At 46.2% G+C, this 16,436-nt stretch carries 21 protein-coding genes; 9 read left to right on the top strand and 12 right to left on the bottom strand.

Features of this window, described 5'->3' with window-relative positions; genetic code table 11:
* Positions 1-1,701, bottom strand: a complete 1,701-nt coding sequence (locus tag ACUUHJ_RS11845; RefSeq protein ID WP_472298961.1) for a diguanylate cyclase domain-containing protein — start codon at positions 1,699-1,701, stop codon at positions 1-3.
* 186 nt (positions 1,702-1,887) lie between these two features.
* Between ACUUHJ_RS11845 and uvsE the strand changes: the two genes are divergently transcribed.
* Positions 1,888-2,814, top strand: a complete 927-nt coding sequence (gene uvsE / locus ACUUHJ_RS11840; protein WP_472298960.1) for a UV DNA damage repair endonuclease UvsE — start codon at positions 1,888-1,890, stop codon at positions 2,812-2,814.
* Here uvsE and ACUUHJ_RS11835 read toward each other — a convergent pair.
* Entirely contained in the window at positions 2,773-3,093 is a 321-nt protein-coding gene (locus tag ACUUHJ_RS11835) for a hypothetical protein (RefSeq protein WP_472298959.1), read from the bottom strand. The two genes, uvsE and ACUUHJ_RS11835, sit on opposite strands and share 42 nt — an antisense overlap.
* A 56-nt stretch (positions 3,094-3,149) precedes the next feature.
* On the opposite strand from ACUUHJ_RS11835, the gene ACUUHJ_RS11830 reads away from it, so the two are divergent.
* From ACUUHJ_RS11830 to ACUUHJ_RS11815, 4 genes are all read left to right on the top strand, one after another.
* Positions 3,150-3,686 (top strand): hypothetical protein, encoded by a 537-nt coding sequence (locus ACUUHJ_RS11830; RefSeq protein ID WP_472298958.1) that lies wholly within the window; start codon positions 3,150-3,152, stop codon positions 3,684-3,686.
* Positions 3,687-3,692: 6 nt separating this feature from the next.
* Positions 3,693-3,884: a hypothetical protein gene (locus ACUUHJ_RS11825; protein ID WP_289677423.1), complete on the top strand. Its 192-nt coding sequence runs from the start codon at positions 3,693-3,695 to the stop codon at positions 3,882-3,884.
* A gap of 328 nt (positions 3,885-4,212) precedes the next feature.
* Entirely contained in the window at positions 4,213-5,727 is a 1,515-nt protein-coding gene (hutH, locus tag ACUUHJ_RS11820; RefSeq protein WP_289677422.1) for a histidine ammonia-lyase, read from the top strand.
* Positions 5,728-5,806: 79 nt separating this feature from the next.
* Complete coding sequence (locus ACUUHJ_RS11815; RefSeq protein WP_472298957.1) at positions 5,807-6,247, top strand: thiol-disulfide oxidoreductase DCC family protein; 441 nt, start codon at positions 5,807-5,809, stop codon at positions 6,245-6,247.
* Between the two features lie 139 nt (positions 6,248-6,386).
* On the opposite strand, the gene ACUUHJ_RS11810 is transcribed toward ACUUHJ_RS11815, so the two are convergent.
* The 6 genes from ACUUHJ_RS11810 to ACUUHJ_RS11785 all read right to left on the bottom strand — a co-directional run bounded on the left by ACUUHJ_RS11810 (position 6,387) and on the right by ACUUHJ_RS11785 (position 10,241).
* The gene (locus ACUUHJ_RS11810) at positions 6,387-7,307 is read right to left on the bottom strand and encodes an aldo/keto reductase (protein ID WP_472298956.1); all 921 of its coding nucleotides are present in this window, start codon (positions 7,305-7,307) and stop codon (positions 6,387-6,389) included.
* A 76-nt stretch (positions 7,308-7,383) separates the two neighbouring features.
* Positions 7,384-7,893: an acyl-CoA thioesterase gene (locus tag ACUUHJ_RS11805; protein WP_012685841.1), complete on the bottom strand. Its 510-nt coding sequence runs from the start codon at positions 7,891-7,893 to the stop codon at positions 7,384-7,386.
* A 56-nt stretch (positions 7,894-7,949) separates the two neighbouring features.
* The gene (locus tag ACUUHJ_RS11800) at positions 7,950-8,714 is read right to left on the bottom strand and encodes a DUF3109 family protein (RefSeq protein WP_289677417.1); all 765 of its coding nucleotides are present in this window, start codon (positions 8,712-8,714) and stop codon (positions 7,950-7,952) included.
* Complete coding sequence (locus ACUUHJ_RS11795) at positions 8,711-9,031, bottom strand: hypothetical protein (RefSeq protein WP_016739729.1); 321 nt, start codon at positions 9,029-9,031, stop codon at positions 8,711-8,713. Before ACUUHJ_RS11795 ends, ACUUHJ_RS11800 begins: the two co-directional genes overlap by 4 nt.
* A 111-nt stretch (positions 9,032-9,142) precedes the next feature.
* Positions 9,143-9,427 (bottom strand): 4a-hydroxytetrahydrobiopterin dehydratase, encoded by a 285-nt coding sequence (locus tag ACUUHJ_RS11790; protein WP_007724250.1) that lies wholly within the window; start codon positions 9,425-9,427, stop codon positions 9,143-9,145.
* A 76-nt stretch (positions 9,428-9,503) separates the two neighbouring features.
* Complete coding sequence (locus ACUUHJ_RS11785; protein ID WP_064199748.1) at positions 9,504-10,241, bottom strand: class I SAM-dependent methyltransferase; 738 nt, start codon at positions 10,239-10,241, stop codon at positions 9,504-9,506.
* 176 nt (positions 10,242-10,417) lie between these two features.
* Between ACUUHJ_RS11785 and ACUUHJ_RS11780 the strand changes: the two genes are divergently transcribed.
* Positions 10,418-10,843 (top strand): VOC family protein, encoded by a 426-nt coding sequence (locus tag ACUUHJ_RS11780; protein WP_289677416.1) that lies wholly within the window; start codon positions 10,418-10,420, stop codon positions 10,841-10,843.
* A 33-nt stretch (positions 10,844-10,876) separates the two neighbouring features.
* On the top strand, positions 10,877-11,467 hold the full coding sequence (locus ACUUHJ_RS11775) for a TetR/AcrR family transcriptional regulator (protein WP_289677415.1): 591 nt from the start codon (positions 10,877-10,879) through the stop codon (positions 11,465-11,467).
* 69 nt (positions 11,468-11,536) lie between these two features.
* Here the strand turns inward: ACUUHJ_RS11775 and ACUUHJ_RS11770 are convergent, their stop codons facing one another.
* The 4 genes from ACUUHJ_RS11770 to ACUUHJ_RS11755 all read right to left on the bottom strand — a co-directional run bounded on the left by ACUUHJ_RS11770 (position 11,537) and on the right by ACUUHJ_RS11755 (position 14,440).
* Positions 11,537-12,229, bottom strand: a complete 693-nt coding sequence (locus ACUUHJ_RS11770) for a deoxynucleoside kinase (protein ID WP_048032347.1) — start codon at positions 12,227-12,229, stop codon at positions 11,537-11,539.
* A 42-nt stretch (positions 12,230-12,271) separates the two neighbouring features.
* On the bottom strand, positions 12,272-12,913 hold the full coding sequence (locus tag ACUUHJ_RS11765) for a deoxynucleoside kinase (RefSeq protein WP_142496344.1): 642 nt from the start codon (positions 12,911-12,913) through the stop codon (positions 12,272-12,274).
* 153 nt (positions 12,914-13,066) lie between these two features.
* Entirely contained in the window at positions 13,067-14,140 is a 1,074-nt protein-coding gene (gene splB / locus ACUUHJ_RS11760; RefSeq protein ID WP_289677413.1) for a spore photoproduct lyase, read from the bottom strand.
* Between the two features lie 72 nt (positions 14,141-14,212).
* Positions 14,213-14,440, bottom strand: a complete 228-nt coding sequence (locus tag ACUUHJ_RS11755; protein ID WP_472298955.1) for a hypothetical protein — start codon at positions 14,438-14,440, stop codon at positions 14,213-14,215.
* A gap of 127 nt (positions 14,441-14,567) precedes the next feature.
* On the opposite strand from ACUUHJ_RS11755, the gene ACUUHJ_RS11750 reads away from it, so the two are divergent.
* Complete coding sequence (locus ACUUHJ_RS11750; RefSeq protein WP_472298954.1) at positions 14,568-15,092, top strand: sigma-70 family RNA polymerase sigma factor; 525 nt, start codon at positions 14,568-14,570, stop codon at positions 15,090-15,092.
* A 5-nt stretch (positions 15,093-15,097) separates the two neighbouring features.
* Positions 15,098-16,429: a DUF4179 domain-containing protein gene (locus tag ACUUHJ_RS11745; protein WP_472298953.1), complete on the top strand. Its 1,332-nt coding sequence runs from the start codon at positions 15,098-15,100 to the stop codon at positions 16,427-16,429.
* The last annotated feature ends 7 nt before the right edge of the window (positions 16,430-16,436 follow it).

Raw genomic sequence — 16,436 nt, 5'->3', positions numbered from 1 at the left:
CTATAAAAATTCTTGCCTGGCCAAAGCGCGATTCAATTCATTTTGAATATTCATCTTGTCATTCACTGCTTGCTCCAGATTCGGTACGTACAGGTGGAAACTGTTCTTCCCTTTGTCTTTGGCTGCATACATCGCCGCATCTGCGTTCCGCATCAAGACACTTCTGTCTTGCCCATCCTCTGGGTAACGAGAAATCCCGATACTCGTCGTTATGTACAGCTCGTGCCCATGTATAAAAAATGCCTGTTCAATCGTCTGGTTGATTTCATTCGCCATGGAAGATACTTCTCTTTCCGTGACATCTGTCAGAATGACCATGAATTCATCTCCGCCGAGCCTGTACACCGTTCCTTTTTTTCCTACACAATCCTGCAATCGCAAGGAGGCTTCCTGAAGTAACAGGTCACCAAAATCATGCCCCAAGGAATCGTTTACCAGTTTGAAATGGTCGAGATCCAGAAACAGCACGTAAACTTGTTGATCTGTTTTTTGGGCCTCCATGATCACCTGATCCAATTGCTGTTCGACAAAACGGCGATTCGGCAAACCCGTCAACGAATCGTGAAAAGCGAGATAATTGATTTTTGCCTCGTATTCCTTCTTATTGGTAATGTCTCTCACAATCATAAAGACACCCGTAATCTGCTGATCGACAAATACGGGGGTATGAGTCATGTTTAGATGAAGCTGACAACCCTCGCTCGTCGTCAAGGTAATATCGCAGTTGCATGCCTCACCTTGCACGGCATTTGTAAAATGGGTCGATATGAGCTCGGCATCTGTAGAAATACACATCGTCTTTAATTTTTCGAGTGGCAAGCTCTGCTCCTTTGTCAATCGCATCGCCGCTGGATTCATGACGCTTTGCGTACCATCGATCGAGTAAAAGATTACTCCGTCGTAATTGTGCTCAAATAGCGATTTATAGCGCTGGTCACTTTCTAGAACGCGCAAGGTCTTCCCTGCGAATTGCTTGTCCACGTATACAGAAGCCAAGGTCACGACTAGAATCAACACACTGACAATGCCAATCATGGTAGCGATCAGCCCCGAATCATCATACGGGATCACTGCGATTGCCATGTGCTCGTGAGCGACGAATGTGGTGGCGTACATTCCAGTGTAATGCATGCCGGTAATGCTTGCCCCCATCAACAGCCCTACAAAAATTTTACGCCAGAGACCTTCTACTGGGTCCACCGAACGCAATTGAAACGTAAGAATCAACGCAACCATCGAAAACAAGATCGCCACGAAAATGGATACGGTAAACCATAGCCAATCGTACAGAATAACGGCGTTCATCATCATCGCTGCCATCCCTGTATAATGCATTCCTGCGATACCAGTCCCAATGACAACTGATCCTGTTACCACCCTCGTTTTGGACATGGACTGCTCGCTCACGATCCATAATGTAAGCGCTGATGATAACACGGCCAAAACAATCGAGAAAAATACAATCAAGTTATCATACTCGACAGCAATCGGCAGATGCAAAGCAAGCATGGCAACAAAATGCATAGCCCAAATACCAAGCCCCATGGAGACGGTTCCAGCACATAACCAAAACACACGTCCCCTGCCTTTTGCATAATGGAGACGTGCGCCTAGATCTAATGCTGTGTATGACGCCATTGCTGAAATAAAATAGGAGAGAAAAACCAGAGTCATACTATAGGATTGGTCAAGACTATTCATTGCATTCTCCTTCAAAACCCTTTACCGAAGTCTACTCACGAGGAACGTCCGCATTTTTACGGGTTGTAGGCGTGCCTGTGACATTCTCCCATCTTATCCGTTTTATAATTCCCTGGCAAGAAGTCGGCGCCGTCCCCGTTTTGGAGATACTACAAAGGAATGCTGCTGCAAAGGAGGGAGATTTCCTTGATCCGTATGGGCTATGCCTGCATCAGTGTAAAGACGAAAAACAATCCAAACAAAAAAACGACAGTTGCCCAAGTAAATAAATTAGATCCCCCAGCTCGATTAAAAAAGCTGCGGCAAGTTATGCAGGCAAACTTTTTCAATTTAATGGATTTGCTTGCTTATAATGTAGAAAATCAGATCTTTTTGTATCGGCTTCCTTCTGAATTTGTTCCACTGGCTACTCATCCAGTAGCCGCTGAATGGGATTGGGCAAAGGAATTCGCATGGGACTTCCAAAAAGCTGGGAATTATATCCGCAATCATGGCATTCGTTTGACAGCTCATCCCGGACATTACAGCATATTGAACAGTGACAAGCCTTCTGTGATGGAAGCGACCATTGCCGATTTTTCCTACCATGCAAAAGTGTTTGATTTACTGGGGCTCGACGATAATTCCGTCTTGGTGACACATGTGGGAGGGGTATACGAAGATAAAGCCTCTTCTCTTGCTCGTTTTGCATCCAACTTCGAGCAGCTTCCTGAAAACGTCAAACGTCGTTTAGTCGTGGAAAACGATGACACTTCTTTTACAATGCGCGAGGTTCTGGAGCTGTGCGAACGGATCGGTGTGCCGATGGTGCTCGATATTCACCACCACAACTGCCATTCTGATGGCGAGGATTGGACGGAATACCTTCCACGAATTATTCAAACCTGGGGAGAACGCACACCGAAGATGCACATGTCCTCGCCTAAGTCAGCAAATGACTTTCGCGCTCATGCTGACGATATTGATCCAGAGGCGTTCCTTACATTTGTCAGTGCGCTAGCGGATTACAATGTGGACATCATCTTGGAATGTAAAAACAAAGATGATGCCCTCCTTACTTTAAGGCGCGAGTTAAAGAAAAAAGGAGTCGCTGTTGAAGCATTTACGAATTGAGCATGGAAAAGGACGCAGCTTAATTAGCTGGCGTCCTTCCTCATGCGCTTCAAAATGAACATCCGCAGTCACACCCACGTCCTCGTCTATGATCCCGTCTATGTCGATAATTGTATCCAGAGGAGGAGCTACTGCCACCCGAGGATGAAGATGATGAACCTCGACCAAAGGAACTGCTACCGTCATTCCATAATTGGCAACGGTCATGATAATGATGCATTCTTCGTTCATGATGCTTGTAATGTTTGCGGTATTCCATGTATTTGCGGCGATTTTCACGATGCTCCTCGCATTTGTGGCGGAAATACTCCATCCGATCCATATGGAACTGGAATTTGAACAGGTACAGCTCCAGCTCCCTTCCTATGTTTTCATTCGGTCGAGCATTCGGCCTTACATTTGGTCTGATATTTGGTCTGATATTTGGTCTGATATTCGGTCTTAGATTTGGCATCATATTTGGACTTTCATTCGGCCGCACATTCGGTCTGACATTTGGTCGTACATTCGGTCCGACATTTGGTCTCATGTTTGGACTTTCGTTTGGCCTTACGTTCGGTCGCACATTTGGCCGCATGTTTGGACTCTCATTTGGTCGCACATTGGGTCTGACATTTGGCCTCATGTTTGGGCTCTCATTTGGCCTTACATTCGGTGAAGCGTTAGGCATCGGATTTGCCGGAATCCGGTTCGGGGGCATTGGCATTGGATTCGGCTTGAGATTTGGTGGCATTGGATTGGACGGCTTATTAGGTGGCATCGGATTCGCTGGCATCCGATTTGGCGGCATCACGTTTGGCACGTTCGGGTTAGCCAGATTGGGAGCAGGCATGATCGGTTTTTTCGGCATTGGACGCGCAGGAATAGAATGATTCGGATTGATTGGACTTTCCGACTTGGGCTTTTCAGGAGAAGGCTTGATAGGTGACGGCATCGATGGAGACGGTAATGGCATCGCTGAAGAAGGCGGTTTTGGCATTTCTTTAGGACGCCTTGGGATTGCGGTAGGCATAGGCGGCATCTTACGTCGCTTTTCCACGGAATTCTACACGTCCTTTCGGATGAACTAACACAGTACATGGTATGACATTTATCCAACTCTAGAGACGACTCTCGCCCAGTTTAAAAAATTGGACTAAGCCCGTTTTTTACTCTCTAGGGAAGCCGCCGTGACAAGATCATCTTGACTGCACGTAGGCATTTGCTACAATGATAGCAATAGCTAAAATAATCAGACAGTTGCACATGAACGAAAGTGAGGAAGAACGTATGCCGCGACGATTGCAGGCTAACACGTTTCATCCAATCACATACATGCTCTCGAGCGAGGGGTTAGGAGATAGTATCCTAACCCCTCGCTCTTTTCGTTCTCTGCTCTGCTAAAGGAGGAAATTACAGATGAATCAGCAAGTAAACGTTGTAAAAGTGGATGGGGATCAATTGCGTATCGAAGATGTTGTTTCCATTGCAAGAAGCGCCACCCACATCCAATTATCTGAAGAAGCATTACATCGTGTTCGTGCTTCACGTGCCATGGTGGAGAGAATGGTTGCACAGCAGGAAGTCGTATACGGAATCACTACTGGCTTCGGAAAATTTTCCGATGTCATGATCCACGATGAGGACGTAAGCAAGCTACAAGAAAATTTAATTATGAGTCATGCCTGCGGAATGGGCGACCCTTATGCCGTTGAAGTTGTCCGTGCGATGATGGCATTGCGCATCAATGCGTTGGCAAAGGGGTATTCGGGAATTCGGGAAGAAACATTGCTTCAGCTAGTAGAACTATGCAATCGCGGGGTTCATCCGATTATTCCTCAACAAGGTTCCCTTGGTGCAAGCGGCGACCTGGCCCCTCTCGCTCATATGGTACTGGTCATGCTCGGAAAAGGTGAAGCGCTCGTAAATGGCAAGCGGCTATCCGGTAAAGAAGCACTGAGTGAAGTGGGCCTCTCCCCTATTCGACTCGAGGCAAAAGAAGGTCTGGCTCTGATTAACGGTACACAGGCAATGACCGCACAGCTTTGCCTCGCCTTGTATGATTCGCGAGTTCTACTTGAAAGCGCGGAATTGATTGCGGCGATGACGATTGAAGCACTGCGTGGAATTCCAAAAGCCTTCGATCCCCAGCTCCATCTCGTCCGCCCGCATCCAGGACAGCAGGAATCAGCGAAGCGTTTGCTCCAGCACTTATCTGGCAGCAAACGAACTACTGGACAGGGTGAGTTACGCGTCCAAGATCCATACAGCCTTCGTTGCCTCCCGCAAGTCCACGGTGCAACTCGTGATACGCTTGAGTATGTATGGACTACGGTTACACGCGAATGCAATAGCGTTACCGATAACCCTATCCTTTTCACAGAAACAGGCGATGTCATCTCCGGCGGAAATTTCCATGGTCAGCCAATGGCATTCGCTGCTGATTTTCTTGCCATTGCCATAGCTGAATTAGCAAATATTTCTGAAAGACGCACAGAACGTCTCGTCAATCCACAGCTAAGTGGTCTTCCCGGATTCTTAACCGAAAATGGCGGACTCCATTCTGGATTTATGATTACGCAATATGTAGCCGCTTCCATTGTTTCTGAAAACAAAGTGCTCTGCCATCCGGCATCAGTCGATTCGATCCCGTCATCTGCCAATCAGGAGGACCATGTCAGCATGGGTACGACTTCTGCTCGGAAGCTTCGCACGATCGTATCAAACGTCACCAAGGTGCTTGCTATCGAATATTTGGCAGCAGCTCAAGCTATCGATTTTGGTTCGGGTGATCTCGGAACAGGTACAGCGCGAGCCTATGAGCAATTGCGCCGGGTGATTCCCCGCCTGCATGAAGACCGCGAAATGCACCCTGACCTCGTAAAAGCTGAAGAGTTGATCCAGCAAGGGACACTCGCGTTTGTGACGGAATAATCGTTCATGTATAGGAACCATTGTTTTTCTCTGTTATGATGGAGCTAAGGATGAGCATTTCGACCAAACCACTTGAAGTATGGAGGGCTGTCTCATGAATGCAGGCAGAGAACTGGACCATCCTGCGTACCTGTTACTGTTTGATGGGGTTTGTCATCTGTGCCACGGTGCTGTGCAGTTTATTTTGAAGCGTGATCCGCATGGACACATTCATTTTGCTTCCTTGCAGTCTCAGAGAGCGCAGGAAATTTTGTCTCATTACAACTATCAGGAAAAAGACATGTCATCCGTTGTCTTTATCGCCAACGGACAGCTATATACAAAATCGGATGCGATCTTGCACGTTGGTCGCAAGCTTCAAGGTGGATGGCCTCTGCTATCCAATGTAGCTCGGCTCATCCCAAAGCCTGTCCGCAATCCGATTTATGATTGGGTCGCGAGAAATCGCTATCGGTGGATGGGTAAAGCAGAGCAATGCATGCTTCCTACCCCGCAGATCAGATCCCGCTTTTTGGATTAAAAGAAAAAGGAGAAGTCGCTGTCTCTCGCGGCTCCTCCTTTTTTTATTCGCTCTGCCCAATCATTCTTTCTTGAATGACAAATGACCATTCGCGCACGTTCTTACCGCTTTTTCGGAATTGTCATCGCACGTATCCTTTTTATTTCGACATCGTTTGTGGATGCTCATCGCTCACATAGTCAGCCGCTTTGACATTTGCCTCTACCTGCGCTGGGCTCTTGCTACCTGGGATCACGGTCGTGACAGCCGGATGCTTGAGGCACCACGCCAGTGCCCACTGCGCCATATCCATTCCTTCTGGAACTTCATTTTTCTTGATTTCTTCTACTTGGAGCAACAGCTTGTTGACATGCTCCTGATCGTGTCGATGTCGCACATCGTTTCCACTGAATACAGAACCCGGCTTATACTTTCCGCTCAAATAACCACTCGCCAACGGAACGCGAGCCAATACACCCAGGTCTTGCTGCTGGCAAGAAGCAAACACACCTTCTTCCGGCTTTTGATCCAGACGATTGTAAACTACCTGGATGGCTTTTGCATTTACCGAAGTAGCAGCAGATGTTTGATGCATGTTATCATTTTTCGCAATCGAGAGTCCGAGATGGCGGATCGTTCCTGCCTGCACCTGCTTGTCGAGGTAGGTCCACAAGTCATCATTGTCAAACGCTTCGTCAGGTCCCGAGTGGAATTGGTACAAATCAATATAGTCGGTCTGTAAGGCTTGCAGAGATTTTTCCAATTGCTGCTGAACTTCAGCCGCTCCATAATGATTGGTTCGAGAAAATTTGTCGTGAAAATGATGCCCGAATTTCGTCGCCACAATCCAGTCTTCCCGGCGGTTTTTTTTCAAATATCCCCCGATAAGCTGTTCGGACAGATGATCTCCGTAGCATTCCGCTGTATCAATCAAGTTGATGCCGAAATCTTTTGCTTTGTCGAGAATCTGGTCAACAGCTTCTTGGGAGAAATCCAGTCCCCACTCCCCGCCAAATTGCCAGGTACCTACACCGATTACGGATACGTTCAGATCCGTTTTTCCTAATCTGCGGTACTTCATTGCCCGATTCCTCCTCCTCATAAATAAACGAGAATTCCCTGAACGAATGTTCGCTCAGGGTGAAGACTAAAAAAAATTATATGCTTTTCTCGATGTTCAATTGGCTCACAAAATCTTGCAGATTCCCTTTTCGTTCTTTGCGCATTTTCTTCCGCTCGTCCGCAGTGGCCATCAATCGCTCTTCTTCCTCTGTTTCAGGGACAATAGCTGGCACCTCAGTCGGATTCCCTTCCTCATCTAAGGCAACAAAGGTGAGAAAAGATGTCGCGGTCAAAATACGCTTGCCGGTCTGGAGATTTTCCGAGACGACTTTGACGAAAATCTCCATGGACGTTTTGCCCGTTGACGAAACAAATGCTTCGAGGCAAATGGAATGTCCCATTTTGACGGGAGCAAGAAAATCAATCGAGTCAATCGATGCTGTCACAACAGGGCGACGCGAATGTCGCATCGCAGCGATTGCAGCTACCTCATCTATATAAGCCATCATCGTACCACCAAAAATAGTACCATGGTAATTCGTATCAGATGGCTGAACCAGTGATGCCTGAATTGTACGAGATTCTTGAGTTGTCTTGACGTTCATCGCTGTTGCTCCTTTATCAATCTACTTGATGCATACATCATCATATCACAAGGCATTCAACGTTCCAATTGATAGCTGCTCCCAAGTATGCCTTCTATTCTCTCTGCCTCTTCTTGCAAAATATAACGTAACAAAGGCAGATTCCACTCATAGGCTGGCCGATAGCCGTCTAGTGCAAACAGCTTGTCGTCGATATGCGTAGCAAGCTTTCGGCGGGCCGGACTGGCACAGTAAAACTGCTCCAAATAATCCGTCCCCCATCTGGAAAAGGATGACGTTTCGTTGGTAACCGCCGTTAGCAGGATCCCTTCCCCTGTATCAATCAAGTCGATTGGATACAGTTGACAGCTATATGGCTTGAGCGGCTCAACTTCTCGACCAGCCTGTTCCGCATAAGCATGGATCGCACAGCCGTAACGCCCATCGTTTTCTTGATAAAAAAGACAATTGCCATGTCGCATGCGAATGGTTCCTCGAGGCTCATTGCGATCCCAAACCCCATGGAGAAGCCAATGATTGCGTTCAGCCTCATCCTTTAGTCCAGCAGAGATAGAGGGGATTTCCCCCTCCATGATGGGAATCTGCCATTCTTCTACAGCGTAAGGTTGTCCACCCTCACAGCAGGTCTCACGATGAACGGTCCTGCAATTCCAACAGTCCAAGTGAAACAAAGCATGGAGGGCTGTTACATCAACCAAATATTGTCCCGCTCTCACCAAGGAATGCTTGTGTTTCTTTATATATTTTTCGCAGTGGTACGCCTCTTTATCAGACATGGGATCAGGCGTGCCTACATAACGAAAAGCTCGTTTCGTTTTCATTTTTGCAAAACAATCTCCGCTTCTGTTCCAAAAATTCGCAAATGGCCTTCCTCATAGCTAGCCAAATCTACTTCATCACCCGGAATCTCCATCAGGATTTCCATTTCTTCGCCCTCTTCTGTCGTAAACACGAGCAGGAGATCTTTTTCTTCAAATTCATTGTCAGTCAGCTTGGTTTCCAGAAGCTGAGCTTGAAATTGTGTTACCTCTTCCTCTTCTTCTCTATCGGTATCCCATTGGGTAAAAGTCACGGAAGCCTTTTGATTCTTATACTCCGCCAACAATTGAATCAATTGCTCATGTTGTTGAATGTCCATCTTGTAATCCCTCCGAAATAGTTCATACTGCCCATCATAGCAAAGTAGCTCTTAAAAAGCCAAAAAGAAACACCGCTTCGCTGTGAGAAGCGGCTATTTCTCTTTTGCCTGTCAGCTTACTTTGCTAATCGTCTGGGCTAATGCAAAATCTTTGCCGGTTAAACCTTTTGCCTCGCGGGTGGCTAATGTAAACGTGACTGTGCCACCTGCCAAATGAATTTCCACATGCTGATTGTCATGCTCAAGCATCTCTGCCACACGGTTGACGAAACTGATTGCAGTGGAAAAGTCACGACAGTGGTACGTGCGTGATAGCGCCATTCGGTCTTCTACCAGCTTCCAGCCAGGTACCTTGCTCAGATACAATTTGACCTGTTCCAAAGACAGCTTGCTCATTGTAGCAATGCCCCCTTTTACCCGATAAATGGTTGTTACACCATCATATTCACGAGACGTACAGGTTATCCGCACCCTATTGCTTCACGGCATAAAAAATCATACGAGGTGATTCATGCGCTACATATTCTTCAAACAGATAGTTTCCAAACACTTGGATTTTTTCGAATCCCGCTTCTGTTAGCATCGCAATCATTTGCTCGGCAGAAAACAAGCGAACCTGCTCCATATACTCACGCGGTTCATTCGATGACTCGTCGGAAATCAGTATCCGCTTTTTCACAAATCCATCCTGGACCCAGCGTTCTTCTTTAATCAACATCCCACTGACTTCCTTGGTAGAGTGCGGCACGAGGTTATCGATGACGTACGCTGCATTTAAGAAGTCGATGACCACTTCACCTTTTGTTTTGAGTGCTTGTGCCATGTTACGAATAACGTTAGCATTTTCTTCATCTGTGGAGAAATACCCAAAGCTGGTAAACAAATTCACCACGATATCAAATTCTTCGTGAAACGGAATGTCGCGCATATCACAGCGGGCAAAACTTAGCTGTGGATAGGTGTTTTGTTCCTCAGCCAACTGTAAAAGAACAGGCGACAAATCCACACCAACTACTTCATACCCCCGGCGAGCCAGCGCACGCGAATGACGCCCGCTCCCGCAGCAAAGATCAAGTACGCGTCCTGTGTCCTTTACCGGCAATCTTTCCAACAGATTAGCGATCTCTCCATCTGCGGCCGAATCGTCCCTATGACGATACACAAGCACATAATCTTCGCGAAAGCTGCGTTCAAACCATTCTTCAGCCATGTCTGAGCCCCTTTAATTCCAAGATGTTCTTATTATACCACAGCGGGGTTTATCCGTAGCCGATTTGCGTGTGGCAAAGTGTAGGAAACTCTTTGTTGAAAAAAGCGAAATCACTTTACATACATACTGTATGTATGTTAAATTAACCTCATCCAATCGTGAGGGAGAGATCCAGAATGAAAGTGAACAGCTTTTATCCTGTTATTTTGACAGAACAGGTTGAGACTAGCTCGAAGTTTTATCGAGAGCACTTTGGCTTTGATATTGTTTTCGAAGCAGACTGGTATGTGAGTATGCAGAATCAGAGCAGCACTCCAGCTTTTGAGCTAGCCATCTTAGATCCTTCTCACGACACAATTCCACAAGGATTCCAAAAGCCAGTAGATGGTGGTCTTATCCTTAATTTCGAAGTCGATGATGTTGACGCTGAATACGAGAGGCTTATTGTGAAAGCAGGTCTTCCTCTCCATCTTGACATTAAAGACGAAGATTTCGGTCAGCGGCATTTTATCACATCCGATCCAAACGGCATTTTACTTGATATCATAAAAGTAATCCCGCCTTCTGAAGCATTTGCTGACAGTTATGTTGACTCTGTCTAATCTGGCATGAAACAAGTAAGGAGATTGTAAAGCATGAAGATGTCCAAAGCAGAGCAAAAACAGCAAACGATGCAAAAACTGATCGAAGTAGCAAGAGAGGTGTTCTCCAAACAAGGCTATGCGGATGCGGCCATGGAAGACATCGTGAAACAAGCCGGGGTGACCCGTGGCGCACTGTACCATAACTTTGGGAGCAAAGAAGGATTATTTGAGGCAGTACTGACTTCTGTGCAACAAGAAATCGGAGAGCGCGTAGAAGCGGAAGCTGCGAAAAGTGAGGAGCCTTGGCAACAATTGATCTTGGGTTGCTTGGCCTTTGTCTCCTCGGCCGTCGAACATCGCAACAAGCGGATTTTGCTTATCGATGGCCCTGCTGTCATCGGGTGGGAAAAGTGGAGACGAATGGACGAGGAAAACTCCATGCGGCATCTCAGAGAGCAGCTTCAAACGATGCAGGAGCAAGGGTACCTACGTCCGGTTTCCATCGATGCTCTGACGCATTTGCTGTCTGGTGCGATGAACGAAGCCGTGCTCTGGATTTCAGAGACGCCTGATCATAAGAAGTCCCTTGAGGAAATTTCAGCAGCGATGACCCTTCTCTTGGAAGGATATCGCACCAAATAAAAGCAAAGCACCCCTGCTTCCGCCTCTTACTGGCAATATGCAGGGGTGCTCTGTTATGGCATAGGATCTTTATGATGAAAAGCGGGTAGCTCGTCCAAGCCGAATTTTTTCAGCTGCCCGCGCAATAATGCTCTCTACCGAAGATGGGTCATCCACAACGTCGTATTCGTTAATATTGACCCGCAAAATCGGACAGGAAGTAAAGGAAGCAATCCAGCTATCATAGCGGCCAAACAAATCTTGCCAATAATCCACCGGCGTTTGTTGCTCCATGGGACGCCCGCGCTCTTTTACGCGACCAATAATATCATCGAAGCTTCCCTCTAAGTAGATCAAAATATCTGGATGCGGGAAGTAAGGCGTCATGACCATCGCTTCAAAAAGCTCTGTATAAGTGCGGTAATCTTCTTCTGTCATGTTGCCTTGCTCGTACAGCATACGGGCAAAAATCCCGGTATCCTCATAGATGGAGCGATCTTGGACAAAACCGCCGCCATAATCAAACATCCGTTTTTGTTCCTTGAAGCGTTCTGCCAAAAAGAAAATTTGCAAATGGAAACCCCAACGCGATAAATCATTATAGTAACGGCCCAAATACGGGTTATTGTCAACCTTCTCTACAGATACACGAAATCCGAGCTGATCTGCCAAGGCATGTGTAAAGGTGGATTTTCCTACCCCTACTGTTCCGCCAATCGTAATCACTGCGTTGTTTGGTATCCCGTATTTTTCACGAAGCGTGCTGTTTTGAAACCTCGACATGTACGCAACTCCTTATCCCCATGCTTACTTTTCCCTTGTTCCCTATCCTTCTTGTCCCATCAACTCTTGAATCCGTGGTGCAATTCGATCCAGTACATACTTCAAATCTTCTGGTCTATGTACGAAATCCAAATCGTCACAATCGAATTTGATGACAGGCGTATCCGGATGATGCTTTTCAAACGCGTCCATAAACTCGTTGTAATCCGCAATCAGGTTCTCCATATAGGTGACATCCATGCTGCGCTCCATTTCGCGATCGCGCATCGCAATCCGCTTCATCACGGTTTCAATCGAAGCTGTCATGTAGATCACTAAATGGGCCTGAGGTAAATCCTCTGTTAGGATATCATAAATTTTAAGGTACTTTGGTAGGTTATTTCCTTGTAACGTCCGTTTGGCAAAAATCGTATTTTTGAAAATATTGTAATCAGAAACAACGGAAATACCTTGATTCAGGAACTCTGAATGTATATCCTGCAACTGCTTGTAACGATTGCAGAGGAAAAACATCTCGAGTTGAAAGCTCCATTCGGCAATGTTTTCATAAAATTTACCCAAGAATGGGTTTTCGTAGACGATCTCTTCCAGTAGCTGCAAGTTACATGCACGGCTTAGTTCCCGCGATAAAGAGGTTTTCCCAATTCCAATAGGTCCCTCAACGGTAATCAATATGGACTTCATGTATGCTTCGATCCCTTTCAAGAAAATGAGAGCACTCCATATTCTAGCACGTATGTAAGCGTTTGTCGAAAACATTCGCATTGTGTCGTTTGGTATCATTTGGTACTCCTTTTTCTAAAGAAAAACTGCTCTTCATCGAGAGCAGTCTGGTGCTTACGTAAAATATTCAACGCGAGCCTGAGGAAACAGTCGGGCAATTTCACTTTCCAAATGGGCCTGCAAAGCCTTTGCTTGGATGTCGGGATAGACGTACTTCCCTTTCCCGTATTTCCCCCATTTGTACTTGCGCTCTTCTTCCTTCATCACAAGCTTCGTTTTCGGATAGCGCTGGAGAATCAAGCTTTTAGCAATCTTGGTAAAACGGTGCTGGATCAGCTCAAACGTCAAATCCTCCATCGCTTCGGGAACCAACTGCGAACGCAGTCTTTCCAGTAAATCGGTATACCCTGCTTCCCATCCGTCAAACCAATACAAAGGCGCTAAAATAAAGCCGAGCGGATAACCGGCCTTGGCTACCTTCCCTGCTGCCTCCAGTCGCTGATGAAAGCTGGAAGTACCTGGCTCAAAATTTTTGATGACATAGTCGGCATTCATGCTGAAGCGAAACCGGGTATGCTTGTTGTGCTTGGCATCCAGCAAGGAATCCACGTGGTGAAACTTGGTCACGAAGCGCAACCGCCCAAACTCCTGCTGGCCCATAAACTCAATCGCTCGTTTTAAATTGCCCGTTAGATGCTCAATGCTAACCGGATCGGATGTACAGGCTGCCTCAAAACGTGTGATCTCACCCGGGCGTTCCTGGATATACTTCTCAGCCTGTGCCAGAATTTCATCTGTATTGACGTACACTCGAACATACGGCTTTGTCCCGATATTGGTGTTCAAATAGCAATAATGACAGTGGGCAGCACATCCCGTAGCCAGTGGAATGGCATATTCGGCGGAAGGCTTGGAAGTCTCGAACTTCAATGTTTTGCGTACACCAATGACCAACGTCCGCTTCGCATTGCGATATTTCTCCACTTCTGTATCCCCAGGGATGCCACGAACCTGATTATGGCTGGTCGTCATCTGCATCGGAATCCCTTCCGCTTGAAAACGTTGATACAGCTCTTTTCCAAGTGGATAATTCAATGCATGTGGTTCCACGAAAATATAATCCGGAACAAACAGCTTGCTGCCTTTTTGCTCCGTCTTTTCAGGTCGTTCCAAAAGGGTCGTTCCCATATCCATCATCCCCCCTCACCTAGTATGCCCGTGCCATTCGACTGAACGTAAGGAGAAGTATGGCTGTGCCCGTTATTTCAGGGTGTTTTTAAAATCGCGTAGCAGCACCTTTGCTTGCTCCTGTTGAGCTAGCGGCACTTGCAAAGTATAGACATATCCTGCTTTTTCGGTCTGTTTGGACAAAAGCCTGACTCGAATTCCTTTCATTTCTAAATAACGCCGACATTCCTGAGCAATCCGTGGGAGGCCATACGATTCATGAATCGTAACCCATTTGATCCACATACACCTGCACCCCATCCTTACACACTTCTTTCTTTTACAGTAAGCAGTGGACGGGTGATTGGTTCAAACAAAAGAAAGTTGCTGACATTTTAGGAAAACCGTTTTTGCCTCTGCACCGTCTAATGGTAGAGGAGGGGAAAAAGTGAATCTGGAACAGCTCGTTTCGCGCGCAAAAAATGGGGATGATGATGCCTTTTTTCAACTCGTCAGCCTTCATAAGGATCAACTGTATAAAATCGCCTACGCCTTTCTCCGTAACGAGACAGATGCACTAGAGGCCATTCAGGAAGCGACATGCCGTTCCTATCTCAAGCTTGCACGATTGAAACAGACTGCGTATTTTCGTACATGGCTGACCCGCATCCTTATTCATATTTGTCTCGATGAGCAAAAGCATCGAAAACGGATTATCTTGAGTCCGATGGAAGATGACGTCGAGAGTCGTGCAGGTCTCCCGATGGACGCCCAAAATGTCGAGCGTATTCAAATCGAAGAGGCTCTCGCTCGTCTCCGTCCAAATTATCGCCACATCATTATTTTAAAATATTTTGAAGATCGGACGATACGCGATATTGCAGAGGTACTCGGTCATCCGGAAGGCACCATCAAAACGTGGCTGCACAAGGCTCTAGGTGCACTTCGCAAAGATCTCGGGAAAGGCTGGTGAGCTTTATGAGTGAAAATGATAAAAAGAATGCGAGTCCATTCATGGTTCCCGCTGAGATTGATCAATACATTCGAAGAGGAATGGAACAAGCAAAAGAGCTGCGTCAAAATCGGAGCCGCAATCGGTGGATACGCGTGGGTTCTAGTCTGGTTGCTTGTTTATTCCTTTTTGTGTTTATTTTTTCCGTTCGCCTTTCACCTGCTGTTGCCGCTTATGTCAGCTCTATTCCCGGGATGGAGAAGATCGTTGCGTTTCTTCGGGATGACAAAGGCTTGCAAAAGGCAGCAGAACACAATCTTGTCCAAAATATTGGCGCCAGTGGTTCAGTAGAAGATGTGACGTTTACCATCGATCAAGTTTTGGCCGACGATAAACGGATGGTTCTCTTCTATACTATAAAGCATCCATTTACTGATAAAGAAGTAGCCCTGCACAAGATCGAGTTGTTAGACCAAACGGGAAAGGAATGGGAGCATGGTGTATCTTGGTCAAGCATGGGGAGAGAAGAGCCTGTGATTCAGGATCGTATTGATATTGTCATCAATGAAGCCACTGAAATACCCGATGCAATGACTGCAAAAGTCTCACTTGCTATCAATAATCTCGAACAAAAGACTCCACTCTTGATCGACTTTGCTGTAGATAAAAACAAATTTAAGACCTTTGACAAAAAAGTGTACCCCGTGATGAAGGAAGTCATGATCGACGGTCAGCGTTTCACGATTGAACAAATCGCGGTTTTTCCTACTCAGACTGAAGTGAGCATTCGCTTTGATCCAGCTAACCAAAAGCACATATTTGATTTTGATAAGCTGAGGCTTGAAGATGAAAAAGGAGAAACATTCGCTTTTTGGGGAAATGGCGTTCCTGTTCGGGACAACGGTGAGAATGGAAGAGTATACCATCTGGAAAGTATTTATTTTGTAGAGCCCGAAAAGCTTATTCTCAAAGCCGATGGTATTCGTGCCATAGACAAAGATAAATTGCAAATCGTAATCGATGCGAAGGCAGACACATTAACAAACGTGCCAAATGATCGCTTAAAATTAACGGCACTACGTCAAGTTGATGATGTGGTGGGTATGGACTTTTCTTTGAAGGTTCCACCCCAAGATAAAGACTCTCATATCTCCTTAGGGTATGACCTGACTGACGACGTGGGAAATGAATATGATTATGTGCAAGGAAGCACCCACTCGACAGATGATGAATCCATTCAATACTATTCCATGCTATTCAAGCGAAAAACAAACAAAGGTACGCCTACTTCTTATTCCTTTCCTCTGTCTAGCTATCCTGAACGACTTCAAGGTACTTTTTCTATTGAAGTCAAATAAAAAATGC

Source organism: Brevibacillus schisleri (assembly GCF_055685845.1).
Note: the sequence above shows the minus strand (reverse complement) of the source record. Positions and strands in the feature narration are given on the sequence as shown.